Here is a 26,490-nt window from a genome sequence, read left to right as displayed (position 1 = left end):
GAGTGCAACTTCAGCGGCCCTGCCGCCCCTCGATCCAGTCATTCAGCACTTCATGGAAGAACCGGATGCGCGTTTCCTGATCCGAGAGGTAGGCGTCGGTGTACCCGCGCGAGTGCATCCCCGCCTGCATCGCCTCGGCCAGTTCCATGTCCTGATAGACGATTTGCCCGGCCAGTTCCGGCACCCCTCGCCCGCCGTCGAACACGCGGTGTTCGCATTCGGCCACTTCGCGCAAGGGCTTCATCCCCGCCATGATCGACTGGACCTCGGTCTGACCTTCCACCGGGAAGGCCATGCACCACAGGTCGAAGTAGCACTTCTCCGGATCGGTCGCGTGCGGTTCGCTGCGGAACAGGATCAGGTTGTCGGGCAGGAAGCTGATCGTCACGTTGGGGAACATCACCGTGTGCGGGCTGTCGGTGATTTCCTCGTCGTCCATGTGCTCGTAGTGGAGATAGCCCTTCTCGCGCCACAGCTTCTGCTTGGCCGCCTTGAGATCAAGCCAGCCCTGCATCGCGAAGTCCTCATAGGTCGCGTAAGACGCGGGATCGATGTCCCACTTGGCCAGCTCGGCCTCGAACATCGCGTTGCCGCCGCCCTCGGGTCGGTCCGACAGCGAGGGCCGCATCGGTTGCACCGTCCGGCCATGGCCCTTGGGCCACATTTCGTGCCTTGCAGAGTCCACGTCCTGATCGATCCACGGCGGCACTTGCGGGTGCGCGGTGCGGGTGTGGTAGCTTTCCGAGAAGTTGTCGGTGACGAACTTCCAGTTGGCGTTGATCTCGATCCGGTACCACGCCACCCGCACGGCCTTGTCCATCGGGTAGTTCTTGTACAGCTCTGGCATCGGCTCGAGGAAGTCCATCAACGAAGGACTGTCGTCCGACATCGAATACCACACGAACCCGCCCCAGCTGTCGCAGCGCAGCTCCTTCAGCTTCAGCTTGCCGCAGGGGTTGCCCGCCTTGAAATCGACATCGGCGTCCTGGGCATGTTCCAGCACCCCGTCGATGCCCCACTTCCAGCCGTGGTAAGGGCAATGGAACGCCTCGACCGAGCTGGAATCGTGGACCATGCGCATGCCGCGATGGCCGCAGGAATTGTAGAACGCGCGGACCGAGCCATCCTCCTGGCGGACCGCGATCACCGATTCCTTCATGAAGTTGTGGACGAGGAAATCGCCCGCTTCGGGAATTTCGGCCGTGCGCCCGGCAATGTGCCAGATGCGCGTCCACATGTGGTCCCATTCCTTCTTCGCGAACTCGGCGGAGAAGTACCGGTCACCGGTGATCGGATCGCCGCGCAGGTGCGAAGGATCGCGCCCGTCCATCGGCAGGGGAACATGTCCGCGAATGCTCATCATGCGTCCTTCCTCAACCCGCCCAGTGGGCATAGACCGGGTCCTGCCGACCGAAGCAGCCCCGGTTGGTCAGCGCCTCGTAGAAGCCGTCGCGCTGCATCGTGGACTCGTGCGAATGGCTCCAGTCGGCCACGAAGGTGCGGCTCTGGATCAGCCAGCGACCGTCGCGGCGCACATAGCGGTCGATATAGCGCCCGCCGGTCAGCACCTCGGTCCCGGCCTGCACCGATTGCGCGATCACGTAATGCTCGCCCACCGCTTCATCGCCGCGCACCTCGACCCATTCGTTGGCCACCGAATGGAAGCACATCTCCAGATTGCCGGAAACGAACGCGGTGATCTCGCGGGCAAAGTCCTTGCCCGATCCGTTGACCACGCCCGAAATCACCGTGGAATCCTCGGTGAAGATCGAGGCGAGCAATTCGGCATCGGCCCGGTCCACCCCGCGCGCATAGGCCATGCACAGATCGTGGATCTCGGCGCGGGCGAGCGCCGCATCCAGCGCGGCTTCCTTGTTCGGTGACGTGGTCATCGTTGTATTCCTTGCACTTGCGGCGTGGAAGGCGAGCAGCCCCCGGCCCGGATCGGCGGCGCCTTTGCCGCCTGCGGGGACGAAATGTTCAAAGCCTGTCGGCGGATCGGCGCGCACGGCGCTGTTCGGGCGGTTCACATTGCCGTCGAGCACATAGGTCCGATGGCACAGCCGCCATTCCCCATCGCGACACTCAAGCCGGTCAAGATAGCGCCCCAGCACGAACCGCTGCAGCTCCGCTTCCTCGACATAGGCGATCACATAGGACTCCGAAGTCGCCCGCTCGCCCTCGACCCTGATCCAGCAGTTGGACGTGCGATGCAGCGTCGGCAGGGAGCCCTTCTGCGCGCCCGCCAGAATCTCCACCAGCGTCGCGGCAGGCCCGGCATAGAACCCGTAATCCACCGTCGCATCGGCATGATAGGCCGAACCCAGCAGGTTCGCATCCGCCCGATCCACGCCCCGGCTGTGATTGGCCAGCGCATTGAGAATGCCATGGCGCGCGATCAGATCATCGGCAGTCAACACCGTCCCGGCACTCCACTCTCCCAGCCCTTTGAAATCAGGACCTTGCTTTAAGCCGCCAGAAAATCAGGCAGCCTTGCCGGTTTCATCGCAGAGGGGAACGGGCCATGCCTACTGGCGCTTTTGGCAGGATGGGGCGAACCGAAACCGAGCCTCCCTATTCTTCCAAAGGACAAATGCGGAGGTGGCAGTCGCAAAGCGACTGAAGGAGGGGCAACTATCCACCCCCTACACCCTCGCCTACGGCGGCGCCCCCCCCCTTTGCACCTGCGGTGAAAACAGGGAGGATCAACGGCAGCTATCGGGCAATCTTGTCCAAAAGCCAACTTTAGGTCACGACGCATATTCCGTCGTTCCCTTTAAACGCTGCTTGTAATACAAGGACCGAGCTAAATAGGGGGAATTCGTGGCACTTTTTCAAGCATTAAGCAACTGGCTGGACAGACGCGGTGATCTGTCGAAATTCAGTTCGCGTATTTTTCAGCTAGGACCTTTAATTTTTACCGCGACCGTGCTGACATTCGTATGGAACGAAGTAACCAATGGTGTCATTTTTTGGGTTTTGGCTGCGGCAAGTGTTTGCCTGTGCCTTTTCTATTACACCGCATTTATTGTTGCGTTTGTGCGGCAACGAGAGCGGTTTTATCAACGAGAAAGTCGTCCACACCTGAACCGAGAATATCAAGACAAATAGGATTTTGAGCTTCGACTTGGTCTACTATCTGCCCTTTAGGTAATTTCGCTACCCATACCACCCCCCCTACAATCCAACACCCGTCGTCCCGGACTTGATCCGGGACCCCGCCTTTCTTGCACTCGAAAGAGAAAGCGGGATTTCGGATCGAGCCCGGACAACAACGGTGCGCAGCGCCCCCTCACCCGATCATCATCAAGCTCGCATTCCCCCCCGCCGCGGTCGTGTTGATCGAGGTCGAGACCTCCTCCAGCAACCAGTCGCAATTCCACGCCAGCGGCGCGCCCGGATCGGCCGCGTGGACGGTGACGATCGGTCCGTCCAGCGCCGCCACCTCGGCCAGCACCGCCCGCACCCGCTCCGTCCCGCCTTCGACCAGCGCGACCGAATAACCCTCGCCCCCGGCAGCAAAACGCCGCGCCACGCTCTCCGGCAACCCATCCGGCAGGGCCATCCCCTGCACCATGCCGCGATTGCCGGTGGCGAGCACCGCCGCCATCTGCTCGATCAGCCCGCCGCGCGTCTCCGGCACCAGCAGCACACTCCCGCGTGGATGCAGCGCATAGAGATTGCGCTCGCCCACTGGCCCCGCCAGCTCCAGCTCTGCCCCAGCGCGGAGGCATCGGCATAGCGCCGCGCCTTGCGCGCAAGCTCAGCCTCGCCCTGCGCGTCGAGCCAGTCGGCAAGGTCCTGCGCTGCGCCCGGCACGCGCCCCCCGCGCCCGGCAAACACCGGCGCGCGACTGACCAGCCGCCCGAGATAGAGCGGCCCACCCGCCTTCGGTCCCGTCCCCGATAGCCCGCGCCCGCCGAACGGCTGCACGCCGACAATCGCGCCGATCACGTTGCGGTTGATGTAGATGTTACCGACACGGATGCGCGCGGTGACGTTCGCCACCGTCTCGTCCAGACGCGTGTGCAACCCGAAAGTCAGGCCGTAGCCACTGGCGTTGATCTCGTCGATCAGCCGGTTGAGCCCCTCGCGCCGGAAGCGCAGCACGTGCAGCACCGGCCCGAACACCTCGCGCCCAAGGTCCGCCATGGAGCCGATCTCGATCACCGTCGGCGCCACGAACGTCCCATGCGCGCAATCCTCCGGCAGCGCCACCTGGCTCACCTTGTGCCCCCGCGCCCGCATCGCCGCCACATGCCGCTCGATATTGGCCTGCGCCTCCGCCGTTATCACCGGCCCGACATCGACGTTCAGCGCGTCGGTCCGCCCGATCCGCAACTCCTGCAGCGCGCCCTTCAACATCGCCAGCGTCCGGTCGGCCACTTCCTCCTGCAGGCACAGCACCCGCAGCGCCGAACAGCGCTGCCCCGCACTGTCGAAGGCCGAGGCGATCACATCGGCCAACACCTGCTCGGCCAGCGCCGAACTGTCGACCACCATCGCGTTCTGCCCGCCGGTCTCGGCGATCAGCGGGATCGGCTTGCCCTCGGCCGACAAGCGCCCTGCCAGCTGCCGCTGGATCAGCCGCGCCACCTCGGTCGATCCGGTGAACATCACGCCCGCCGTCTGTTCCGCACCCACCAGCGCCGCGCCGATCGCGCCATCGCCGCAGACCAGTTGCAGCGCATCCTCCGGCACCCCCGCCTCGTGCAGCAGGCGCACCGCCTCGGCGGCGATCAGCGGCGTCTCCTCGGCAGGCTTGGCCAGCACCGCGTTACCCGCCACCAGCGCCGCCGCGACTTGTCCGGTGAAGATCGCCAGCGGGAAGTTCCACGGACTGATGCACACCACCGGCCCGAGCGGCACTTGCGCCGCCCCGAACGTCGCCCTTGCCTGCGCCGCATAATAGCGCAGGAAATCAATCGCCTCGCGCACTTCGGCAATGGCATTGGGCAGGGACTTGCCCGCCTCGCGCATGATCAGGCCAAGCAGCACCGGCATCCGCGCCTGCATCGCGTTCGCCGCCCGCTCCAGCCTTGCCGCCCGGCTTGCCACCGGCTCATCCGCCCATCGCGAAGCCGCCGCCCGCGCCACGGCGGCCACCGCCTGGTCAGCCGAAGCCTCGGCCACATGCCCCACCACGTCGCGGTGATCCGCCGGGTTGAGCACCACCCGCCCCTCGCCCACACCCGCACGCCAATCCACCGCAGCACTGGCCTGCAACTGAACCGTCAGCCCTTCCAGCACCGCCTCAGACGCCAGATCCAGCCCCGCCGAATTGCGTCGGTCGGCATAGAGATCGCACGGCAGCGCAATCCCGTCATGCCGCGCCCCCGGCTGCGGCATCGCCCGCACCACCTCCACCGGATCGGCCACCAGATCCGCCACCGGCACCGCCGGATCGCCAATCCGGTTCACGAAACTGCTGTTCGCCCCGTTCTCCAGCAATCGTCGCACAAGGTAGGCCAGCAGCGTCTCATGCGTCCCCACCGGTGCATAGATGCGGCACGGCCGGTCGAGCTTGTCAGCGCCAACCACCTGCCGGTAAAGCGGCTCGCCCATGCCGTGCAGGCACTGGAACTCGTAGTCCTCAGGCCGATAATCCGGCCCGGCAAGGTGGTAGATCGTCGCCAGCGTCTGCGCATTATGCGTGGCAAACTGCGGGAACACCGCATCGGGCGCCGCCAGCAGCTTGCGCGCGCAGGCTATATAGGCAACGTCGGTATGGACCTTGCGGGTATAGACCGGAAAGTCTTGCAGCCCCTCCACTTGCGCGCGCTTTATCTCGGCGTCCCAGTACGCGCCCTTGACCAGCCGCACCATCATTCGCCGCGCAGATCGCCGCGCGAGGTCGATGATCCAGTCGATCACCATCGGGCAACGCTTGCCATAGGCCTGGATCACGAAGCCCAGCCCCTGCCAGCCCGCCAGCTCGGGATCGGTCGCGAGGCTCTCCAGCAGGTCGAGCGAAAGCTCCAGCCGGTCGGCCTCCTCGGCATCGATGTTCAGCCCGATGTCATAACCCATGCACAGCTTGGCCAGCGCCTTCACCCGCGGCAGCAGCTCGTCCATCACGCGGCTCGCCTGCGCCCGCGAATAGCGCGGATGCAGCGCCGAAAGCTTGATCGAGATCCCCGGACCTTCCACGATCCCGCGCCCTGCCGAAGCCGCGCCGATCACATGGATCGCCTTCTCGTAATCGGCATAATAGCGCGCCGCGTCCGCCGCCGTCGTCGCCGCCTCGCCCAGCATGTCGTAGCTGTAGCGGAAGCCCTTGGCCTCCAGTTCGCGCGCACGGCCAACCGCCTGCTCGATGGTCTCGCCAGTCACGAACTGCTCGCCCATCATGCGCATGGCAAGGTCCACGCCGCGCCGGATCACCGGCTCCCCGGCCCGCGCTACCAGCCGCGTCAGCGCCGCGCCAAGGCCCCGATCGTCTACGCTGCTGACCAGCTTGCCGGTCACCGCAAGCCCCCACGATGCCGCGTTGACGAACAGCGAGCGCCCTCCGCCGAGATGCGCGCTCCAGTCGCCATCGGCAATCTTGTCACGGATCAACGCATCGCGTGTCGCCGTATCGGGAATGCGCAGCAGCGCCTCAGCGAGGCACATCAGCGCCACGCCCTCCTCGCTGGAGAGCGAATATTCCTGCACCAGCCCTTCCACGCCCGTCCCGCGATGCTCGCTGCGCAAAGCCGTCACCAGCTCGCTCGCCGTCGCGCGAATGTCCGCGCGCATGTCGCCGGGCAGCGTCGCCGCGCGCAGCAAGGGCGCCAGCGCCTCGGCCTCGTCGATCCGCGCGGCAGCGGTGATCGCGCGGCGCAGCGGCGTGACAGGACGGACAGGCGGGGCGAACGAGGCGAATGGCGTGATCATGCGCATTGACATACCACGAGCCTTGGCGGCAATCTGACCGAACAAGGTTCATATCCGAGCCTGATTACCTTTTATTCTGGTCAATCGAGAACGAAAATGCACAAACCCGGCCTTACTTCGGTCGATCTGGACGATTACGATCGCAAGATCCTCAAGGTCCTGCAGGCCGACGGCCGCATTCCCGTCACCGCGCTTGCCGAAAAGGTCGGCCTGTCCAAGACCCCCTGCCAGGTCCGCCTCAAGCGGCTGGTCGAAGGCGGCGTAATCCGCGGCTTTGCCGCCCAGGTCGATTACGCGCGCCTCGGCATGGACCACATCGCATTCGCCGAAGTGAAACTGTCCGACACCCGCGACAAGGCCCTCGCCGAATTCAACGCCGGCGTCCTGCGCATCCCCGAGATCGAGGAATGCCACATGATCGCCAGCAGCTTCGACTACCTCCTGAAAGTCCGCACCCCCGACATCCGCCGCTATCGCACGGTGCTGGGTGAAAAGATCTCCAGCCTGCCCCACGTGGCAAGCACATCGACCTTCGTGGCGATGGAGACGGTGAAGGAGTAAAGTGGGAGTGGAACCGATATCCTGTTAATTTAGAACCGAATTGCGGCGGCACTTTACTTGGTGCCCAAACCCTTTCGTCGCCCCGGGCTTGACCCGGGGGCCCGCTTTTCTTCTTGCGCTCCCTCGTAACCAAGAAGCGGGATCCCGGGCCAAGCCCACGATGACGGTGAAGGGTGGCGTTGAAGGACCTTGACAAAACAAACCATATAGGTTATACGCCCCGCCCACAGGTCAGGAGAGAGCACGAGGCCAACCCGCTCCTCTCCCTTCGGACGCCGATGCTGTGGCAAAGGCTTCCGGCGCGATCGGTGCGGCAGGTGCGCGCGGGTTCAACGAGGGGCGTAAAGCCCAAGACCCACCGGGCAATCCTTCGTCGTTACCCAAGGACAGACAGGACACCCCAGGGCTGATAGCACGGCGCCGAACCCTGAGCGACGCTGCGGATCCGGAACCCGCCATGATTGTGCGACTGTGTCGGCGCAAACGACGGGTTCTTTTCACGCAGCCGCTTGCCAGAAGCCAAGGCAGTACGCGAGCCGCTGCTGACGCTTCGTCCCGTCAAACATGTCCGCCCTCAGGCTGAGCCGACAAGGGGTTCGGAACCGCCCCCCGGCCACTCGCAACCGGTCCCGCGCCCTCCCCGCTGCGTGCCGCAACGGCACCGCACCGGTCGCGCGATCTGTGCTTCCCCCCGGCGTTACCGTCCGCATTCGCCAGCGGATGATCGGCCATATCGCAAATCCCCGCTCATCCTGAGCCTGTCACCCCCTTGCCAAGACCCCACCCTGCCGCCAATCAGCGCCGATGCGCATCGCCTTGTTCGAACCCGAAATCGCCGGAAACGTCGGCGCCGTCATGCGGACCGGCGCCTGTCTTGGCGCCGAAATTCACCTGATCGAGCCGCTCGGCTTCCAATGGGACGACAAGCGCGTGCGCCGCGCCGCGATGGACTACATCGATCACGTGCGCGTCGTCCGCCACCCCGGCTTCACCGCCTTCCGCGAGGCGACCGGCCCCGGCCGCCTCGTCCTCTTCACCACCAAGAGCAGCGCCTCGATCTACGACTTCACTTTCGCGCCCAGCGACATCCTGCTGTTCGGCAAGGAAAGCGCCGGCGTGCCCGCTGAAATCTCCGACATTGCCGATGCCCGCGTGCGCATCCCGATGCGGCCAGAGGTCCGCTCGATGAACCTCGCCACCTCCGCCTCGATCGCGCTCGCTGAGGCCCTGCGCCAGACCGGGGGCCTTCCTTAAAAGCTCAGTGAAAGCGCGAAAGGCTCGCCCTCGGCCAGCCCCTCCGCCTTGCGCACCGCCGCCTTGATCGGCACCATCCACCCTTGCGCCTTCGAAGGGAACGCCGAAGTCCGCCACTCGGTCTCGCCGACCCGCGCCACGACCTTGACCGAACCCCAGCCCGAACGCCGTCCGCTCTCCAGCCGCTGCATAAGCGCGGTCGCCGAAAGCGCCTCGCCCACTGCACCATCGATACTGGCAAAGAACCAGTCGCCGCCATTGGCACCCCCTGCCCAGCGCCACAGGGTGACAGTCAGAGCATGCTCTTCACCGGTCATTTGCGACGCCGCACCGGCACCTTGAGATTGCAGATGTCCACCCCGCCAGCCGGCTGGACATAGAACGCCTCGCGATGGTTGGCGCTCGCCTCGGCATAACTGCGGAATGAATTGCTTTCGGTTGAAAGGAACTCGTAAACCGGCATATCCACCACCTCGCTCGCCGGATGGACCGACAGGATCGGCGTCCGCTCGGCCGGATCGGCATAGACGCCCATCGGCGCAGGGCCGCGCGGCAGCGAGGACAGGAACTGCATCCCCTCGATCACCCGCCCGACCACGGCAAGGTTGCGATCGAGCTGGCGCGGCGCATGACCGATCACGGCGTAAAGCTCGGCCCCGGTGCCGGTGTCGGGCGGCATGTCGCGCGCCACGCCGATGCTGCCATAGCAGTGCACCGGCCACGCACTCGGCCCCGCCTGCGATGCCGCCACCGGCCAGCCGCGATAGAAAAAGGTCTCGTCGGCGTAAGGATCGGAATCCTTCACCTTCGCCCCCTTGCGCGCCAGCGCATGCCACGCCGCATGCGTGCCTTCGATTGTCGCCAGCCAGCTATCGAGCTCTTCATGAGTCGTGCTGCGCTCAGGCCCTTCGGGCCTCACGACATAGCGCTCCTGCGGCACCTGCTCGATGTCCGCAGGCAGCGGCTTGGCCTTCGCCTTGTCCTCCCCATCGGCATCACCCCACTGCGACACCCAGTTGTCCTGCACGCGATAGACCGTCAGCCCATCCCACCAATGCGCTGCTGCGAGCATACGGACATTGCCCACCCAGCCTTGCGAGAACGGCTCGGGCATCAGCTGGATCACCACGCGCCGGGGCTTGCCCTTGGCATCGGGTGCAAGGTCCATCACCAGCAGGTCATCGGGCGAAATCGCCTGCCAATCCGCCGCCGGGGAAGCCGCCACGACCTCCCCCGGAGACAGCGCGACGGCAGGCTTGGGAGCGGCGGGCGAAGCCGCAGCGGCGGCCAGTGCAAGAAGAAGCGACATAACTTCATCATTGCAGGAAGCCACGCCTTGCGAAAGCGATCTTGTGCGGCTAGGGGGCGCCTTCCAGAGCAAGATGCGGAGCGGTGGCCGAGTGGTCGAAGGCGCTCGCCTGGAAAGTGAGTATACGTCAAAAGCGTATCGAGGGTTCGAATCCCTCCCGCTCCGCCACTTCACCTTGCCAAGACGTGCCATCCCATGCCAAAAACCCCAATGAAACCGGGCGTTCTGTCTCATTGAGACGTGCGAGGTGTGCCACCGCGTGCCACCATTGCACCGCCCATTTGGAGGTAAGTGTGGGGGTAGCGGGTCCAGCCGGCCTTCTCGTCGATCATGAACGAGCGCTCGAAGCTGGCGGGAATCGAAGGCGACTGGCAGGTTATCGACCTCATGCTGGCCCACGCTCCCGAGAACAAGGTCGAGAGCGCCTGCAACCGGGCCGAGTTCCTGCCGCGCAGGCGAGAGCTTGCACGCGAATGGACTGACTTGTTGCTTGAAGGCATGATGCCTGCCCGGACCCTTGCGTCTGCTCTGTACGGAAAAGCGGCGGGAAGCGACCAGATGTCGTCGTTGAAGTTGGGGCAGATGAACGTCAGGTCTAGGCGGAAGCGGTCAAGTGTTTGCGTGATGCGGGGCAGCAGTGAGGGCTGCCACCCCGCTGCCACCCCTCAGGCTGGCTGGTACTCGGTGGCTTTCTCCTTGCGCACGGTGCGGCTGTTACGGCCGTCGATGCCGACCGGCACTTCACCAGCTATGGTCGCGCGGCGCAGGGTGCGGCGCTGCAGGCCGAAGTCTGCGACGGCGCGGTGCTGGGTCGACTGGTTGTCCCAGAAGGCCACGTCGCCCGGCTGCCAGCGCCAGCGAACGACATTTTCCGGGCGCGTGATGTGATCCTGCAGGATCTGGAACAGGCGCTGTGAATCGGCCTGGTTCAAACCGACGAACTGCTTGACGAAATGGCCCAGCAGCAGGCTGCGCTGGCCTGACACGGGGTGGACGCGAACCACCGGGTGCTCGGTTTCATAGACGGTCGAGGCAAACACCTTGCGGTTGAAAGCCGAGCGGGCAGCCTCTGCCTCGTCATTCTTCGGCGCGTTCGAGAGCACCGCCGCGTAGTCATATAGGTTGGTGTGAACGGCCCACAGGTTGTTCACCAGTTGGCGCAGCGCTTCCGGCAGGCTTTCATAGGCCGTTTCGCCATTGGCCCAGACGGTATCGCCGCCCGCTTCCGGGATGGTGATCGCGCGCAGGATCGAGCCCTTGGGATAGGCATCGACGAAGGTCACGTCGGTGTGCCAGCTTGAGGCGGCATAGCCTTCCTTGCTGTCGAGTTCGAGCAGGTAGCGCGAACCTTCGGCAACGGGCACGGTTGGGTGTGCGACCGGATCTCCGAACAGCGAGGCGAAGCCTTCGTGGCGCGCGTCATCCAGTTCCTTCTGGCCGCGGAAGAACACGACCTTGTGGCGCACAACTGCATCCTTGATCGCCTGCACGGTCGAGGCATCAAGATCGCCCGAGAGCGTCACGCCCCGGATTTCCGCCCCGATCGTCCCGGTGATCGGCACGATCTCGAGCGGGGAGTTCGGGTCCTTGGCGTCGGCATAAGTGGTGATGGCATTCATGTCGGTTACTCCTGCGTGAGGTTGGGCTTGGGGGTGTTATTCGGCCGGCTGGAGCGCGGGGTCGGCTGCGGTGTCCAGGCGATGGCGAATGGCGTTGTGCTGTTCGGCATCGAGCGCGAAGCCCGAGATGACGGCAGCGGAAACGGCGTGGGCGAGCGCGGGGCCAATCGAGAAGACGAGCAGCAGTCCGTTGAGTGCCTGAGGGGCGTTGGTGACGGCCTTCGGGTCGAAGCCGAACCAGGCGATCAGCGGCAGGGCGATCCCAGCGGCGAGCGCTCCGCCTATCTTGTCGGCGAGGGCAAACACCGAGTAGTAAAGCCCTGCGCGTTCCTCACCGGTTTCGGCCCGCTGCTTGTCGGCTACGTCGGCGACCATCGAACGTAGCATGATGTTGCCCGATCCCTGCGTCAGTCCCTGGGCAAAGGCGAGCGCGAGGACCAGCCAGAACCGATCAGGCGTGGTCAGCACCAAAGCGAGATTGATCAGCGCCTGCAGCACCTCGGCGAGGATGGCGGCCCGGCGCTTGCCCAAGGCCACACCGATGCGTTGCCAGATCGGCGCGGCGAGCATCCCGAAGGCGTATTGGAACAGGAACAGCCCCGCACCCCATTCAGGCCTGCCAAGGTAGAATGTCACATAGAACAGCAGCAGCGTCGTCCGGATGCCTTGCCCTGCGCGCACGGCGGCGTCTGAGGCGAGGACGCGCAGCAGCAGCGGGTTGCCGAACACCGCGCGCGCTGCGGAAAGTGGTGACAGGGGCGCTGCCAGCACCGGCGGCGCACTGTCATCGCGGTTCGAGAGCGTCAGCCACAGCGCGGGGATGGCCGCAGCCAGCACGAGCGAGCCGAACAGCGTCAGTTGCAACTGACCATCACCGGGCCGCAGATGCTGCGCCAGTGCGGCCAATGCCAGCGCGCCTACCAGCGCGATCGACTGCCACAGCGTGAAGGTCGAGGCCGCGCGGGTCCGGTCGTTATAGCCCGTGGCAATCTCCCCGCTCCACGCCAGCAGCGGCGTCGAGAGGAACGCAAGGCCGATGTAGTAGGCGGCCAGGGCAGCAACCAACCAACCGAGACCGAGATTGGCTGGCGGAAAGAACAGCATCGCGCTGCCGACGACGAACAACGATCCCCCGCCCGCTACCCATGGTCGCCGCCTGCCGAAGCGGCTCTGCGTGCGGTCGCTCAGCGCACCAACCACGGGATCGAGCGCGCAGTTGAGAAGTTGGCCGGCGAGGTAAAGCGTCCCGACAAGCGTCAGCGGCACGCCGTAGTCACGCGCCAGGATGGCCGGCAGCCAGGCTGCAACTGGCTGGGCAGCCGCGGTGACCGGCACGTAGATCGCAGCAAGGCGGTGGTAGTTGGCAGGGGACTGTGTTGTCATGCGGCTGGCCTCACAGTCGCGTCCGCAACGTCACACCGTAAGTGCGCGGCTCGCCCACCTGGGCAGTAACCACACCGGTGTTGGCGGCGGAGAGGTTGAGGAAGTAGTCCTTGTCGAACAGGTTGCGCGCCCAGACCGAGAGGTCCCACAGGCCGTCGTCGGTCTTCAGCCCGACGCGCGCATTGGCGATGCCGAAGCCCGGCACCTGCGCCCAGACAGAGTTGGTGGCGGAGGTGTTGAAGCTCGACCGGTGGGCATAGTCGGCATGGGCGTATAAGCTGAGTTCACGCCCGCCGAGTTCGCCCAGCGGCGCGTTGCCATCGGCTCCGATCGACCATGCGAACTTCGGCACGCCCGAAAGCGGCTTGCCCGAAAGGTCCTGAATGCCACCGAGGTTGAGGTTCTCCACCGCCTGTGGCGCGTTGGCATATTCGACGTACTTGGCGTCGGTGTAGCTGGCCGATGCCGTGAACGAGAGGTTGTCGTTGGCCTGGAAGGCCAGATCACCCTCGACGCCCCGCGACCGCACTTTGGGGATGTTGGCGATGTATTGCCGGACGTTGACGGTGTTGGGCACCTGCTCGGTGATCGCGGTCTGGTAGTCGCGGATCTCGGTCCAGAAGGCGGCGGCGTTGAACGTGGCACGACGGTCCAGGAACTGCGACTTGAAGCCCAGCTCGAAGGCATCGACCTTTTCCGGCGCAACTTCAGGCTGGATACCTGCAGGCAGCGCGGTGAGGTTCAGGCCGCCCGACTTGTTCCCCCGCGAATAGCTGCCGTAGATGCTGGCATCGGCTGCAACCTTCCAGTTGAGCGTGACGAGGCCAGAGAGGCTGTTGTCGCTGAACTTCGTGGCAAAGCTGGTAACCGGATTGAACTGCGTGCGGATCGCGTTGATCGCCGTGACCTGCGCCGGAGTGAAGCCCGAAAGGTCGGCTCCATCGACCCAGAACTGGCTAAACGCGCCTTCCTTCTTCTCGTATGTCCAGCGCAGGCCGGTGGTCAGCGTCAAGGCATCGGACAAGTGCCAGTCGGTCTGCCCGAACAGCGCGAAGGTGCGGGTCTCGGGTGTCGATGTGGAATTGGCCTCGAAGCCGTTGAGCGCGGCATTGGCAATGGTCTGGTTGGCGGCGGGCAGGTTCCATAGGGCCGCTGCCGAGCCATAGCGGGTCGCACCATAGCCTTTGACCGTTTGCCAGAAGTAGTAGGCACCGATCACGTAATCGACGGTGCGATTGCCCTTCGAAGCAAGGCGCAGCTCCTGGCTGAACTGGCGCTGGCGATTGGCCTGCTGGGCCTTGGTGGTAATCGGCAGAGAGGTGCTGTCGCCATCGTTGGCCGGATTCCAGTCCCACCAGCGGTAAGCGGTAATCGAAGTCAGCGCGGCGCCGCCCAAGTCCCAGTTGACCTCGCCCGAAACGCCATAGCCTTCCATGTTCGACTGGTAGTGGCTGTCGGCCTCGCCGACGCGGTCGAACGGCTTGAAGGCGGGCAGCGTGTAGCCGGGGAAGCGGGCGGCGCGCAGGGCGAAGTTGTTGGGGATGGTCGCGCCATTGGCATATGTCGTGTGCAGGTCTGCAAAGACCGAGAGAACGTGGTCCTGCTCCTGTTTGGCGTAGTCGCCGATGATCCGCACTTCGAAGTCCGGGTCGGGCGTGAACAGCAACTGGCCGCGAATGCTTTCGTTGCGGTAGTTCTGGGCGCGGGTTCTGGTGGTCTTGTTGAACAGGAAGCCATCATTGCCGCTGATCGCGCCGGAGACGCGCACCGCCAGCAGATCGGGCGCGATGCCCGCCGAAGCCGAGGCGCGGATCTGGCGGAAGCCGTAGTTGCCGATGCTCGCCTCGCCCGAAAACTCAGGTTCGAAGCTCGGCTTGCGCGAAGTGATGTTGATGACGCCGGATGTCGTGTTCTTGCCGAACAGCGTGCCCTGCGGCCCGCGCAGCACCTCAATGCTCTGCAGGTCAACCAGATCGAACTGCGAAAGGCCGACGCGGCCGTAGTAGACGTTGTCGATGTAGAAACCGACGCCGTTCTCCAACCCGTCATTGGTCAGCGCGACGTTCGAGCCGAGCCCGCGAATGTTGATGTTCGTATTGCGCGGATTGAAGCTGAACACCTGCAGGCTCGGCACCTGCTGCTGGATCTGGCCAAGCGTGAAGTCGCCCCGCTTTTCCAGCGCATCGCTGGTGATGACGCTGATTGCTACGGGCACGTCCTGGACATCCTCGTCGCGACGGCGTGATGCGGTGACGACGATGGCTTCACCGGCCTCCTCGGCCGCCGCTGCTGGCGCCTCGACATCGGCGGGCTGCTCGGCGGCGAAAGCCGGAGCCGTGCCGATAAGGGAACCAAGCGCCACGCCAGCGAGGATCAACTGGCGCTGCTTGAAACGAAAAACTCTGTTCATTCTATTACTTCCCTGAACCAAATCGTGCCGCTGCTTCGGTGCGGCGATTGAAGGTGGCGGGAACGGGCACGGCTTCGCGTGCAGTGTCGCCGGAGGCGACGCCGCAAAGGGCAACGATCGACTGTTGCAGGGACGCGGGATACCGGGCCAGTTCCGCAAGGTCGGAGCTGGTTAGCGGTCGCATGACGCATTCCTCCGGGCGACGGCCCAAGCAGGCCGCGCCGAACTGGCGTTATGTTGGAAGGCCGGACGAAAGCGCACTGCGCCCGATCAGGGCGTCAGGTCCGTCATCGTGTCCGGTGGTTTGCGCGCCCTAGGCGCGCATCATCAGCTTGTGCATCGTATCACCTCTTCGTTGGAGGGGAACACGATGCCTGGCGCCGTCGCCCCAGCATCGCGCGCTTTAGCGGTTGTTTACGCGGAGCAAGCTGCTTCCCATCAAATGCCGCGGATCAGGACCCTTGTAGTGCAGGCCGACCTGATCGTCGAAAGCCCTGCGGGTTAATCTCTACTTATCCAGTTGAGTCGCTCTGGTCAACAGCGTGGGGGACATTTCAACGCAAAAGGAAAACTACCCGACAGACAAGATCAATTGTCTATTTATGCGATAGACATTGATGGGACCAGCAATAGGATCATGCTGCCTTACGCGACCACGCGCGGGTCCATCTGCCATCAGCGACCACGGACCGCACCATGACCCTGACCTTCAATTTGACCCGCCGCGCCACCCTTCGCGGAGCCGCAGCGACCGCAGCTCTTGCGGCCACCCCGGCGATTGCCCGCCAGCGCGCAAGGCGGCCGAACATCCTCTACATCATGGCCGACGACCTCGGTTATGCCGATCTGTCCTGCTACGGCCGCCGCGATTTCGAGACCCCGGTGCTTGACAAGCTGGCGGCGCAGGGTCTGCGCTTTACCAATGCCTATGCCAACAGCGCAGTCTGCACCGCCACGCGCGTCGGGCTCATCACCGGCCGCTATCAGTATCGCCTGCCCGTGGGTCTGGAGGAGCCACTCGCCTACCGCCCCAGCATCGGCCTGCCGCCGACGCATCCGACACTGCCGTCGCTACTCGCCAAGGCGGGCTATCGCACCTCGCTGATCGGCAAGTGGCACCTCGGGAGCCTGCCCGACTTCGACCCGCTCAAGAGTGGCTACCACAAGTTCTGGGGCATCCGCAGCGGCGGGGTTGACTACTACACCCACGCCACCAGCAACGGTCAGCTCGACCTGTGGGACGGACCAACGCCTGTCGAAAAGGCCGGTTACCTGACCGATCTGCTGGCCGACCGTGCAATAGCGGAAATCCATGAAGCCTCGGCGGCAACGTCCCCTTGGTTCATGTCGCTCCACTTCACTGCGCCGCACTGGCCGTGGGAAGGGCCTGACGACGCCAGCGAATCTGCTCGCATTGCCGCGCTCAAGGACCCCAAGGCCCTGTTCCACTTCGATGGCGGCAGCGCCACGATATATGCCGCCATGGTCCGACGTCTCGATTATCAGATCGGCCGGGTGCTTGAGGCCCTCAAGGCCAGCGGGGCCGATCAGGACACCATCGTCGTCTTTACCAGCGACAACGGCGGCGAACGCTTTTCAGACACTTGGCCCTTTACAGGGCGCAAGACCGAACTCCTCGAAGGTGGCCTGAGAATACCAGCCATTGTGCGCTGGCCGGGCGTCACCAGAGCCGGGGCGACCAGCGATGCGCAAATCATATCGATGGATTGGTTGCCTACGTTTCTGGCCGCAGCGGGCACGGCCCCGGATCAGGCATTCCCAAGCGATGGGAACGACATTGCATCGGCCATTGCAGGGCGCGAACTGCCGCAACGCACGTTGTTCTGGCGCTACAAGAAACACAACCAGCGCGCTGCGCGAAACGGCAATCTCAAGTACCTCAAGATCGGCGAGAACGAGTTCCTTTTCGATACGCAGGCCGATCCGCTGGAGCGCGCCAATCTGAAAAACCTTCGTTCGTCAGAATTCAACGAACTGAGGGCGGCTTGGGAAGCATGGAACGCCACCATGCTTCCACTCGATCCACAATCCTACACCCACGGCTTTGGCGCAGACGAACTGGCGGATCACTTCAACTCGGATGGTTGAACCGCCGACCTGCTGATCCAAGCCGCAGGCTCTCGTCAGGCGGCAAGCCCCAGAACAAGCCCGCCCCTCAGGCGCGGGGAATTCTCCATGCGTTCGATCCACGGCGCAAAGGTGAAAATCCACAGGAAGCAAGGAGCGAATGTGACCCACGTGGTCAGCAAAGCACACAGCAGCCCGGCCACCAGCGGTGAAAACGGTTCAGGCGCGCGGAATGCGGCAAGATAGCCCGCAAACTGTTTGACCATGATAAGCGGGCCGGGCGTCGTTTCGGCAAGGCCAAGGCCATCGGCCATTTCGCTCGCGCTAAACCAGCCATAATGCTGCACCGATTCCTGCGCCATGTAGGCCAGCACGGCGTAGGCCCCGCCGAATGTGACCACAGCCAGTTGCGAGAAGAACCGGTCGTTCGGTTCTGCGCGGCCCAACGTCTCGTTTCGCCAATAACTGCCAATGGCGTGTAGAGCGGCTTGATACGCGTTGCCACTTTGCGAGCAATTGTACGGTTCAGCTCGGCGGCATGATTATGGCAGTAACAAGCGTCTGAAACATCGGAGTTCCATTTTGAAACCCGAGTGTCTCGCGACGTGGATCATGGCGCTGATGGCGCCTCATTGTTGTCGGCCATGATTTTGGACACGACAATGCGATAGCGCGCTGTGGCAGTAGCTCGATTGAGGCCTTCTGCCATGAAGGTTAGTGTCACGTGCTCTTGGTTTTGCCCATTATCGGAGATTTTGTGTTCGACGATAATGTTGATCTGATCGCTGCTCTTGATCGCCAAGTCGACCATAGACTTCGCGACACGGTCAAGAAATCGGTCGTTCGCGAGACCGGCCGAAGCGGATGAGGCGCGGGGCGCGGGATGCCTCGAACCTCTTCCCCGGCGTAAGTCACTGGCCTGGAGATTGATCGAAAAGCCGCATGCTTTGGCTATCTCGTCGATGCGCCGCCTCGTCTCAGCCCTCACGCCAGGCTTGCCGGCCAGCGAGCGCGAGACCGTAGAGGGGGCGACGCCAGCCAACCTCGCGATGTCGACGATTGTCTTGACACCATGCGGTTGGGGGTCGTCTAACATTACCTTACCAAAGCCGCCTATCACAATGCGCGGAGGCGGATGGCTTGGCCGCCACCAGAGGCCAGAGAAAGCGTGAGAACACTTTTGGCGGTGACGATCTTTCGCTTCAAAAGGATGCGCTCAGGGGCTGTACGCCAATCCGCTCCCGGCCCGTCGGCATAGATCTGCGCTTCATAGCGCTTGCCTCGCTCTAGGAAGTCCAGTGAAACCGTAAGATTACGCGCGGTGTCGTTTGTCAGGGCTCCGAGGAACCAGTCCTTTCCGGATCGCGCCTGCCTGGCGGTGACCACATACTCGCCGATTTGCCCCGCCAAAGTCCGGCTTTGCTCCCAGTCGGTGGGCACATCGCGAATGAACTGGAATGCGGGATTGCCCTCGTAGTTTTCGGGCAGGTCTACCGCCATCTGCACAGGCGAGTAGATCACCACGAAGAGGGCAAGCTGCTGTGCCAGTGTCGAGGGTACGCGATTGTTGGGGCGCTTGTCCCTGTAATCGAAGTTGAAGACGCCGGGCGTGTAGTCGAAGGGACCTGACAGCATTCGCGTGAACGGAACGATAGCGAGGTGATCAGGCGAGTTGCCGGTATCCGGGCTGCCGCCATTGTACTCCTGCCCGCGCGCGCCTTCGCGGCTCATCAGATTGGGCCAGGTCCGGCGCAGGCCAGTGTCCTTGACCGGCTCGTGCGGGAAAACCGCGATGTGGTGCCTTGCCGCTGCCTCGACGACCTGCTGGAAATTCTCGACCGCATACTGCCCATCGGGCCATTCGACCATGTCGTGCCGCGTACCGACATAGCCAAGCTTGATCGCCTTTATGCCGTACCGATCGTAGTAGTTGAGCGCTGGTTCGAGCTGGCGCAGGTAGTCCTGCACCTGGGCTCCCGTCTCGTGATGACCGACGATTTCCACGCCCCGTACTTTGGCGTGAGCGGCGACCGCGTCCATGTCAAAGTCCGCTGCAGCTTCGTTCTGGATGAAGTGTGAGTGACCATTCAGCCACCATTGCGGCGCATCCCAGCCCTTGTTCCACCCTTCGAACAGCACACCCGGAATGCCATGAGTGGCTGCCCAGTCGATGTATTGCAGTGCGCGTGCGGTGGTCGCGCCATGGTCAGGGCCGGGTTCCCATGTGTACTTGCCGATGTGCATGCCCCAGAATATGCCGATGTACTTCATCGGCTTGGCCCAGGATGCATCCCCCAACCGGTTCGGCTGGTTGAGGTTGAGGATCAGAGTGGAGTCGGCAAGCTTCGCGGCACTGTCTGCCACAAGCACGGCGCGCCATGGCGTGACGAGACCGCCATGGCCGCGCACGAGATCGCCGTTCGACCATGGCGACAGATCGGCCTTGAGGGTCTTTGTATTGTCCGCAACCAGCCGCAGGTTCATCGACGCGTAATCGACCAGAGCAGCCTCATGCACCGCCATGGCAACGCCGTCGCCTTCCAGTGTAAGGGGCGTCTGGACGGCGGGCAAGGCGGACAGTGCCGAGCGCGAATACTCGTACTCGGAGAACTTCTCGCGATAGGCTGGAATCCACCAGGCCCGGTAGTTTTGCGCGAATGCGAACTGGGTGACTTCATCGCTGATGACAAAGCGGTCTGACGTTTCGCCAGGGAGGACATAACGGAAGCCGAACCCGTCGTCGAAGACCCGAAACTCGACGCGCAACTGGCGTCCGTCCGGTGCCTTTACGGTCGCGACCAAGCCGTTGCTCTGGTCCCTTACAACGCGGCGCTCGCCCCACGGTTGCTCCCAGGTAGCATTGGTCGACGTCCGCCTGGTGTCGGACAGCATCAGGCCTGAAACCAGCGGCTCCCGGTCCTTGAAGCGGAAACCCAGAAGGGACCGATCCATGATCGGCTTTCCCTTGAAGCTCACGCGATAGACAGCCTCGCCCTTGTCGACGGCGAAGTCCACTTCCAGCCGCCCATCAGGCGAGCGCACCTCAAGCCATTCCTGCGCGCGCACCGCAGGCGCGAAAAAGAATGCCGTGGCAGCAAGCGCTGCCACGGCGAGGTGGGAGGTGAATTGACGGGTGAAAGTCAGGAGTACCATCGTCGTCAGAACTGGAAGGTCACGCCTGCGCGCACCCGGCGGCCGAAGATCGGGCGGCCCTGGAACGCGGTCTCGTTGACGCCATTGATGACGCCTGCACGCGGATTGCCTTCAGTCAGGCCGACCGTGTCGAACAGGTTGGTCACGATGACTTCGGCCGAGAGGTTGTCGGCAATGTTCCAGCGACCACCAAGGCTGACCTCGGTGAAGGCCGGCAGATCGATCCGGTTGGAAACGTCGGCAAAGCGCTTACCGGTGTGCATGATGTTGCTGTAGATATCGACCTTGCCGTCGAGCAGGTGGAGGACGGGGCGGATCGAGAAGGTCATGGCCGGCTGGCGCACGATGCGGTTGCCGCTGAAGTCGAACGGACCGTTGCCGTCGACGCCGCTGAACCCGGTGTACTTGATCGACTGCAGGTTGCCCGAGAAGTTGACCTCGAACATCTCGACCGGACGCAGCGCCAGTTCGAGTTCGACACCGTATGAGCGCGCAGCGGCAGTGGCCGTCTGCGGAGCGCCTGCGACGATGTTGTTGAACGAGATGTTCGGGAAGTTGTTGTAGAACACCGTCACAAAGGCCGAGACCGGGCGCGAGGAGTACTTGAGGCCTGCCTCGACCAGATCGATGCGGTCCTCCACCGGATTGCAGCAGTTGAACCACTGCGAGAATTCCGGCGTGACGCGGAAGCTGCGGCTGTAGCGGGCAAAGGCGGCAAGGTCGGGGTTGAACGTGTAGTTCAGGCCCGCCGAAAACGCCCATTCGCCGGTCTTGAACTTGTACGGCGTGATCGCACCGCTGAGTACCGTGACGGCATCATCGAGCACCGTGCTCGGATCGCCCAGATTGACGGTCTTGCTCTGGGCAATCGTGCCCTTCTTGCTGACGTGGTGGTAGCGTGCGCCGAAGTCGAGGCGCAGAGCCGAGCTGACTTCGAACGAGTCCGTAAGGTACAGCGCGTTTATCGTCACGTCGTCGCGGAAGTCCTGCAGGTTGCTGTGCAGGCCGACGATGCCGTTGCGGGTAAGGCCGATGGTCTTGTTGCCAGCCGCATCAAGGCCGAACACGTCAATCGAGCGGGGCTGGTTGGCAGCCTCGGTCAGCACGTTGTTCCAGTTCCACTGCTGGCGCTGCGTGAACTGGCTGTGATAGTATCCAATGGTCAGCGTGTTGCTGCCCGTCTTGGCGGTGAAGCTGAGGTCGCCGACGAGGTTGTCGACATCGACATAGGTCGAGAAGATGTTCTGGACCAGCGTCAGGCCATTGGCGATGTTGGCCGTGGGGATCGCGGCCCCGGTGTTTGCATTGAAATAGCCTGCGCGAACGGTGGCTGGATTTGCGGCTTGCAGGCGGCTCAGCGAGCTGTCGAGGAATGCCTGCGCGCCAGCCACCTGATCGCTGAACAGCGCGTTGAAGTCGACCACGCCGCCGGTGTAGCGCCCCTTGGCGCTGACGCTCAGCCAGTCGTTGAACTTGTTGTCCAAGGTGACGGTGAACGTATCGGTGTTGGTGTGGACGCCGTTGCCAAGGTCGATCGAGGTCGTTCCCGTGCCATAGAGGTCGGGCACAGCAATATTGCGGAACGCCGGGGACACCACAGTGCCATCGCCCGCATCGAGACCGGGCAGGCCCTTGCTCTTGCTGGCGAGCGGAATGCCGGTGTAGAAGATGTTGCGATCGTTGAGCTTGCGATAGCCGACGTAGATTTCGCCATCGTCGAGCAGATAGGTGAGGCCGGCGCGGAACTGGCCGCCGCGGTTCCCGGTGAAGCCCGGATCGCGCATGCCGTTGTTCGAGCGATAGAAGCCACCGACGTTGAAGCGCAGCTTGTCGTTGATCGGGCCAGTCAGGCTGAAGTCGCCGCGATAGTGATCGTAGTCGCCCCACTCCAGCTTGGCGAGGCCCTGGAGGTCTGCCGTACCCTTCTTGGTGATGACGTTAAGCACGCCGCCAGGTGCGTTCGAAGCCGTGATCGAAGCAGAACCGCCACGCACGATCTGGGCGCTCTGGATGGTCTGGTCCACCCGATAGAAGATGTCTGCGTTGGTGAAGGCGCCGGCGCCTTCTTCCCACACGGGAAGGCCGTCTTCAAGGACGGGCACGTAGCGGAAATTGTCGTTGGGAAGGCCGCGCGAATAGACGTTGTTGCCGATTTCGCCGCCCGAGGACTCAGCAAAGATACCCGGCGCCGTGGCATAGACTTCCGAAATGCTGACCGGCGCACGCTGCTGCAGCTCGGCCGACGACAGCGTGGTGATCGCGTAAGACGTTTCCATCTTCTTGCGGCCCGAGCTGGCACCAGTGACGATGATCTCGGCAAGGCCGAGGCTGTCGTCAGCCGCAGTCGCTTCGTCCGTGGCCGCAGGCTGCGCAGTCTGGGCGTGGGCAGGTGCGGCCATCGCAGCGAGTGCGACAGTGGAGAGCGCGGCGATACGCGTCGAAACCTTCATGACATCCCCCTTGAAAAGGTGCTTGCAGACGACTCATTGGTGGCCGTCTGGCCGACGCTCTTTTCCCGCAAAACAACAATCGATTGCAATGAATTTGTGCAATAACATCCAGAGTTGCAGTCCATCCAACCGCTCCATGGATGATAATGAACTGATTTAGCTTGGTTTAACTGCAATCGCCCAGAGCCGTATGGCTGGAAGTTGCATAACTTTTTCGATTCCTGGCGCGAGGGATTGCAGTCACGCGCCACACGATCCACGAATGATCAGCTCTGTTGGCAATCGCTCGGATACGGCGCGGTGGCCGTCCATCATGCGCAGCACTTTGGACACCAGCATGTTGCCAGCCTTGATCACGTCCTGCCGCACGGTGCTCAACTGCGGGCTGGAGAACGAGGCAACGTCGATATCATCATAGCCGATCAGGGCGACATCTTCGGGCACACGCAGGCCGTGCCGCTTGAGCGCCTGCAAAGCGCCGAGCGCAACAATGTCCGAGGCAGCAACGATCGAATCGAAAGCTACCCCGCGCTCGACGAGATTGTCGACGGCATCAGCACCCTCATAGCGGCTCGAGAACGGAGTCTGGACGATTGCAGGATCAAAAGGAATGCCCTCGGCGGTCAAGGCAGCCTTGTAGCCCTCGAGCCTCTGGGCGATCTGAGACAGTGCCGTCCGCGCCTCGGCGATCGGCGGCATGGATCCGAAGAACGCAATACGCTTCCGACCGGTCCGGATAAGGTGGCGCGTCGCGCGGAAGCCACCATCAAAGTTGTCGGTGCCCACCGAACAGTAGCGCTGCCCTTCGGTTTCCACGCCCCAAACCACGATCGGACGATTGGCCGCCCCGAAACGATTGAGCGCATCATGAAACTGCGACTGCCCGAAGAAGATGAACCCGCGATAATGGGAGGTGTCGATGAACTCGCTCAAAGTCCGATCGTCATGCGGAGTTTGCCAACTGATCGAGAAATCGCGACGCCTTTCTCTTAGCGCAGCGCCGATGCCGCCGAGCAGCGACAACTCGAACGGATTGCCGAGCTGTCCGCCATGCCCGGTGGCAACAGGCAGGACGACGCAGACCTGTTCTGGCAGGTTCCCCTTGCCGGACTTGCCCTTCGGCCCCCGCCTGGGTGCGGAGTAGCCCAGCCGTGCCGCCGTCTGGACCACCAGTTCGCGTGTCTCCTCACTGATTGCAGTGTTCCCTGCAATCGCCCGCGACACCGTGGCGGTCGAGAGGCCGAGCTCCTCGGCAATGTGTTTCAGGGTAAACTTGCCTCCGGCGCCATCTTCCATGCAACTCTCCTTGGACCGAGCCATCGGAGATGAATTTGCGCAAAATATTGCACAGTTTGCAAACTATATTGCAGATCGCCGTGCCCCGGTCGCCGCGATGACGGCGGCGAGACAGCAGAAAGCCCCGGCGATCAGCAACGTGCCTGACGGGTTGCCCGCTGGAAACATCCGGACCACCGCGCCCATGCCCAGGCCCATCACCAGCTGCGGCACTACAATGAACACGTTCATCAGGCCGATCGCGCCGCCTGCCTCTCCCTGCCGGGCGATACGGCTCGCCATGACGAAGGGCGCGCTGAGCATCGAGGCATAGGCTATGCCGATCAGGCCAGCGCAGACCAGCAGCAACAAGGGGGTTCCCGCCAGCGCCACACCTGCAAAGCCGAAGGAACCGGCCAGAAGGTTAGTGGAATGGACGCGAGACACGCCGAACCTCTCGAAGAGGCGGGGCAAGATGAAGGCGAAGAGCCCCGCCACGCCATTGTATGTCGCGAACATGACACCGACCCAGTCCGCGCCGTCGCCATAACGCGGATCTTCTACCGACATGGCAGCGAAAGCGCCCTGTGCTACGACCGGCGTTGCGTAGACCCATAGCAGATAGAGCGCAGCCCAGGCAAAAAACTGCATGGCCGCGATCCGGCGATAGGCAAGAAGATTGACCAGCCAGTCTGCCGAAGTCCGTCCGGCCTCGCGCTCGTCCACCTGTTGATCCGTCAAACAGATGCCGAAGCGCGCGTAGTCTTCCTTCGAGTATTCGCGCACCTTGAGGACCGTGCCGACAACCGAGATCGCCAGGCATGTCGCCGCCGCAAGGAACGCCAGCCGCACCGAGACCGGCGTGGCACCTTCGGCAACGACATTGGGCATTCCAGCGACGCTGAGGGCCTTTGGCACCAGGGCACCAAGGAACGCACCAACACCGATGAAGACGGTCTGCATGGCAAAGCCCCTGCCGTGCTGCTGCTCGGGCAAAGTGTCGCCAACCAGCGCTCGGTAGGGTGCATTAAGGGCGTTCATCGAGATTTCGAGCAGCCAGATCATTGCGATTGCCCAGACCAGGCTCGGCGCGAACGCGATCCCTGTGAGCGCAGCAGTCGCGATGGCTCCCGAACCGAGCAGCCATGGCCGACGGCGCCCGAACCGCGTCCAGCTCCTGTCACTCAGGCGGCCGATCACCGGTTGAACCAGCAGCCCTGATACTGGCCCTGCGAGCCACAGTAGTGCCAGATCTTCGACGCCGGCCCCAAAGCCCTGATAAACGCGGCTGAGGCTGGCGCTCTCTATCCCGAACGTGATCTGCAACCCAAGATAGCCCGCGCTCAGACCAATGATACGGCTCTGCGTGACTGGCGGCAATGCACCCTTCATTGTTCAGATCCCTGCCATCCTCTGGACTATGGTCGCGCGAACAGCAGTGTGTCGGCAATACCAGGGGCAGCGAAAGTCACAGCTTTCGGCACGCACTTCTAGAAATTCCGATGCAGAGCAGACCGACCCCGGCGTCCAACTCGAATGGCAGGCGCCTCACTTGGGGTGAGGAGCCACCAAGTCAAATTTCGGTGTTCTCAACAAGCGCCTTTGCTGATTGAGATAAAAGCGGAGAAGCTGGAAAGCCTGATCCACAAGGTTTTCGCCGCCGCGCAGCTCGATCTGACCATACCTGATCGGCTCGGTCACATGGTCAAACCGCGCGAGTGGTTTGTCGTGCCGCTGCAAGTTATCAACGAAGCTGTCGAACGAATCAGAGACAGAACTATAACCGAGTTCCGCTATCATGCCGTCGAAGGCCGTCTGATACGTGCGTAGCGCTAGGACAGCGCGGAGCTGAAAAAGCTCGGATTGAAAAAATGTTTGGCCACCTGGGGGTAACATTGGGGGTATCGCTTCCGGCGAATAATCAATGAGCGGCGGATTTCTTAGGTTTTCTCGGCAAGTTTCGGTGGCCTTCCGCTCTGCCACTTACTGCATTTCAGCAGACTTTCACGAACCGAGATGAACGCCAGAAGTACCCGGGTTTCTTGGTTACACAGCATTCCGAGTGCGCTGATGTATCTTCATCAGCACGTTCCAGCGCAAGAGAGACGA

The 26,490-nt window shown here is 63.1% G+C and carries 18 protein-coding genes, 1 tRNA gene and 2 pseudogenes; 6 read left to right on the top strand and 15 right to left on the bottom strand.

What is annotated here, in order from left to right; genetic code table 11:
• Positions 1-10 precede the first annotated feature (10 nt).
• Positions 11-1,360, bottom strand: a complete 1,350-nt coding sequence (locus tag C7W88_RS10825) for an SRPBCC family protein (RefSeq protein WP_240344551.1) — start codon at positions 1,358-1,360, stop codon at positions 11-13.
• A 13-nt stretch (positions 1,361-1,373) separates the two neighbouring features.
• Positions 1,374-2,420, bottom strand: a complete 1,047-nt coding sequence (locus C7W88_RS10820) for a nuclear transport factor 2 family protein (RefSeq protein WP_118073534.1) — start codon at positions 2,418-2,420, stop codon at positions 1,374-1,376.
• Between the two features lie 403 nt (positions 2,421-2,823).
• Here C7W88_RS10820 and C7W88_RS22665 point away from each other — a divergent pair, with 403 nt between their 5' ends.
• The gene (locus C7W88_RS22665) at positions 2,824-3,111 is read left to right on the top strand and encodes a hypothetical protein (protein WP_162896001.1); all 288 of its coding nucleotides are present in this window, start codon (positions 2,824-2,826) and stop codon (positions 3,109-3,111) included.
• 181 nt (positions 3,112-3,292) lie between these two features.
• On the opposite strand, the pseudogene putA reads toward C7W88_RS22665, so the two are convergent.
• A pseudogene (gene putA / locus C7W88_RS10815) lies at positions 3,293-6,885 on the bottom strand (trifunctional transcriptional regulator/proline dehydrogenase/L-glutamate gamma-semialdehyde dehydrogenase).
• Positions 6,886-6,975: 90 nt separating this feature from the next.
• Here putA and C7W88_RS10810 point away from each other — a divergent pair.
• Both C7W88_RS10810 and C7W88_RS10805 read left to right on the top strand, forming a co-directional pair.
• Positions 6,976-7,440, top strand: coding sequence for an Lrp/AsnC family transcriptional regulator (locus C7W88_RS10810; RefSeq protein WP_118073533.1), 465 nt, complete (start codon positions 6,976-6,978; stop codon positions 7,438-7,440).
• Positions 7,441-8,244: 804 nt separating this feature from the next.
• Positions 8,245-8,694, top strand: a complete 450-nt coding sequence (locus C7W88_RS10805) for a tRNA (cytidine(34)-2'-O)-methyltransferase (RefSeq protein WP_118073532.1) — start codon at positions 8,245-8,247, stop codon at positions 8,692-8,694.
• Here C7W88_RS10805 and C7W88_RS10800 read toward each other — a convergent pair.
• Positions 8,691-9,011 carry a DUF1905 domain-containing protein gene (locus C7W88_RS10800; protein WP_118073531.1) on the bottom strand — a complete coding sequence of 107 codons (321 nt, stop codon included), beginning with the start codon at positions 9,009-9,011 and terminating at the stop codon, positions 8,691-8,693. The genes C7W88_RS10805 and C7W88_RS10800 overlap by 4 nt on opposite strands.
• Positions 9,008-10,003: a peptidylprolyl isomerase gene (locus C7W88_RS10795; RefSeq protein ID WP_118073530.1), complete on the bottom strand. Its 996-nt coding sequence runs from the start codon at positions 10,001-10,003 to the stop codon at positions 9,008-9,010. The genes C7W88_RS10800 and C7W88_RS10795 overlap by 4 nt, the downstream gene beginning before the upstream one ends.
• 77 nt (positions 10,004-10,080) lie before the next feature.
• Between C7W88_RS10795 and C7W88_RS10790 the strand changes: the two genes are divergently transcribed.
• Positions 10,081-10,171: transfer RNA gene (locus C7W88_RS10790), tRNA-Ser, on the top strand.
• Between the two features lie 62 nt (positions 10,172-10,233).
• On the opposite strand, the gene C7W88_RS22660 is transcribed toward C7W88_RS10790, so the two are convergent.
• The 4 genes from C7W88_RS22660 to C7W88_RS10770 all read right to left on the bottom strand — a co-directional run bounded on the left by C7W88_RS22660 (position 10,234) and on the right by C7W88_RS10770 (position 15,415).
• Positions 10,234-10,392 carry a hypothetical protein gene (locus tag C7W88_RS22660; RefSeq protein WP_162896000.1) on the bottom strand — a complete coding sequence of 53 codons (159 nt, stop codon included), beginning with the start codon at positions 10,390-10,392 and terminating at the stop codon, positions 10,234-10,236.
• 276 nt (positions 10,393-10,668) lie between these two features.
• Positions 10,669-11,622 carry a TauD/TfdA family dioxygenase gene (locus C7W88_RS10780; RefSeq protein ID WP_118073528.1) on the bottom strand — a complete coding sequence of 318 codons (954 nt, stop codon included), beginning with the start codon at positions 11,620-11,622 and terminating at the stop codon, positions 10,669-10,671.
• A 36-nt stretch (positions 11,623-11,658) separates the two neighbouring features.
• The gene (locus tag C7W88_RS10775) at positions 11,659-13,005 is read right to left on the bottom strand and encodes an MFS transporter (protein ID WP_118073527.1); all 1,347 of its coding nucleotides are present in this window, start codon (positions 13,003-13,005) and stop codon (positions 11,659-11,661) included.
• Positions 13,006-13,015: 10 nt separating this feature from the next.
• The gene (locus tag C7W88_RS10770) at positions 13,016-15,415 is read right to left on the bottom strand and encodes a TonB-dependent receptor (protein WP_118073526.1); all 2,400 of its coding nucleotides are present in this window, start codon (positions 15,413-15,415) and stop codon (positions 13,016-13,018) included.
• A 696-nt stretch (positions 15,416-16,111) separates the two neighbouring features.
• Here C7W88_RS10770 and C7W88_RS10760 point away from each other — a divergent pair.
• On the top strand, positions 16,112-17,524 hold the full coding sequence (locus tag C7W88_RS10760; RefSeq protein WP_118073524.1) for a sulfatase: 1,413 nt from the start codon (positions 16,112-16,114) through the stop codon (positions 17,522-17,524).
• A gap of 38 nt (positions 17,525-17,562) precedes the next feature.
• Here C7W88_RS10760 and C7W88_RS10755 read toward each other — a convergent pair.
• From C7W88_RS10755 to C7W88_RS10730, 6 genes and pseudogenes are all read right to left on the bottom strand, one after another.
• Positions 17,563-17,922, bottom strand: a pseudogene (locus C7W88_RS10755) (chromate transporter); the annotation flags it as partial.
• 191 nt (positions 17,923-18,113) lie between these two features.
• Positions 18,114-18,599 carry a LacI family DNA-binding transcriptional regulator gene (locus tag C7W88_RS10750; RefSeq protein WP_118073523.1) on the bottom strand — a complete coding sequence of 162 codons (486 nt, stop codon included), beginning with the start codon at positions 18,597-18,599 and terminating at the stop codon, positions 18,114-18,116.
• 20 nt (positions 18,600-18,619) lie between these two features.
• Complete coding sequence (locus tag C7W88_RS10745; RefSeq protein WP_118073522.1) at positions 18,620-20,656, bottom strand: glycoside hydrolase family 97 protein; 2,037 nt, start codon at positions 20,654-20,656, stop codon at positions 18,620-18,622.
• A gap of 5 nt (positions 20,657-20,661) precedes the next feature.
• The gene (locus C7W88_RS10740) at positions 20,662-23,106 is read right to left on the bottom strand and encodes a TonB-dependent receptor (protein WP_118073521.1); all 2,445 of its coding nucleotides are present in this window, start codon (positions 23,104-23,106) and stop codon (positions 20,662-20,664) included.
• Between the two features lie 240 nt (positions 23,107-23,346).
• A complete protein-coding gene (locus C7W88_RS10735; RefSeq protein ID WP_162895999.1) occupies positions 23,347-24,402 on the bottom strand; it encodes a LacI family DNA-binding transcriptional regulator in 1,056 nt (351 codons plus the stop codon).
• 63 nt (positions 24,403-24,465) lie between these two features.
• Positions 24,466-25,773, bottom strand: coding sequence for an MFS transporter (locus tag C7W88_RS10730; protein WP_118073519.1), 1,308 nt, complete (start codon positions 25,771-25,773; stop codon positions 24,466-24,468).
• Positions 25,774-25,917: 144 nt separating this feature from the next.
• Between C7W88_RS10730 and C7W88_RS10725 the strand changes: the two genes are divergently transcribed.
• Positions 25,918-26,211: a GIY-YIG nuclease family protein gene (locus C7W88_RS10725; protein ID WP_118073518.1), complete on the top strand. Its 294-nt coding sequence runs from the start codon at positions 25,918-25,920 to the stop codon at positions 26,209-26,211.
• The last annotated feature ends 279 nt before the right edge of the window (positions 26,212-26,490 follow it).

It is taken from the genome of Novosphingobium sp. THN1 (genome assembly GCF_003454795.1).
Taxonomy (GTDB): Bacteria; Pseudomonadota; Alphaproteobacteria; order Sphingomonadales; family Sphingomonadaceae; genus Novosphingobium.
The sequence above is the reverse complement of the archived record's forward strand: the minus strand, read 5'-3'. Positions and strand labels throughout refer to the sequence as shown.

Coding starts and splice junctions, on each gene's coding strand:
- C7W88_RS10825 (WP_240344551.1), bottom strand. CDS start 1,360: ATGAGCATTCGCGGACATGTTCCCCTGCCGATGGACGGGCGCGATCCT.
- C7W88_RS10810 (WP_118073533.1), top strand. CDS start 6,976: ATGCACAAACCCGGCCTTACTTCGGTCGATCTGGACGATTACGATCGC.
- C7W88_RS10805 (WP_118073532.1), top strand. CDS start 8,245: ATGCGCATCGCCTTGTTCGAACCCGAAATCGCCGGAAACGTCGGCGCC.
- C7W88_RS10800 (WP_118073531.1), bottom strand. CDS start 9,011: ATGACCGGTGAAGAGCATGCTCTGACTGTCACCCTGTGGCGCTGGGCA.
- C7W88_RS10795 (WP_118073530.1), bottom strand. CDS start 10,003: ATGTCGCTTCTTCTTGCACTGGCCGCCGCTGCGGCTTCGCCCGCCGCT.
- C7W88_RS22660 (WP_162896000.1), bottom strand. CDS start 10,392: ATGAGGTCGATAACCTGCCAGTCGCCTTCGATTCCCGCCAGCTTCGAG.
- C7W88_RS10780 (WP_118073528.1), bottom strand. CDS start 11,622: ATGAATGCCATCACCACTTATGCCGACGCCAAGGACCCGAACTCCCCG.
- C7W88_RS10775 (WP_118073527.1), bottom strand. CDS start 13,005: ATGACAACACAGTCCCCTGCCAACTACCACCGCCTTGCTGCGATCTAC.
- C7W88_RS10770 (WP_118073526.1), bottom strand. CDS start 15,415: ATGAACAGAGTTTTTCGTTTCAAGCAGCGCCAGTTGATCCTCGCTGGC.
- C7W88_RS10760 (WP_118073524.1), top strand. CDS start 16,112: ATGACCCTGACCTTCAATTTGACCCGCCGCGCCACCCTTCGCGGAGCC.
- C7W88_RS10750 (WP_118073523.1), bottom strand. CDS start 18,599: ATGTTAGACGACCCCCAACCGCATGGTGTCAAGACAATCGTCGACATC.
- C7W88_RS10745 (WP_118073522.1), bottom strand. CDS start 20,656: ATGGTACTCCTGACTTTCACCCGTCAATTCACCTCCCACCTCGCCGTG.
- C7W88_RS10740 (WP_118073521.1), bottom strand. CDS start 23,106: ATGAAGGTTTCGACGCGTATCGCCGCGCTCTCCACTGTCGCACTCGCT.
- C7W88_RS10735 (WP_162895999.1), bottom strand. CDS start 24,402: ATGGAAGATGGCGCCGGAGGCAAGTTTACCCTGAAACACATTGCCGAG.
- C7W88_RS10730 (WP_118073519.1), bottom strand. CDS start 25,773: ATGAAGGGTGCATTGCCGCCAGTCACGCAGAGCCGTATCATTGGTCTG.
- C7W88_RS10725 (WP_118073518.1), top strand. CDS start 25,918: ATGGCAGGCGCCTCACTTGGGGTGAGGAGCCACCAAGTCAAATTTCGG.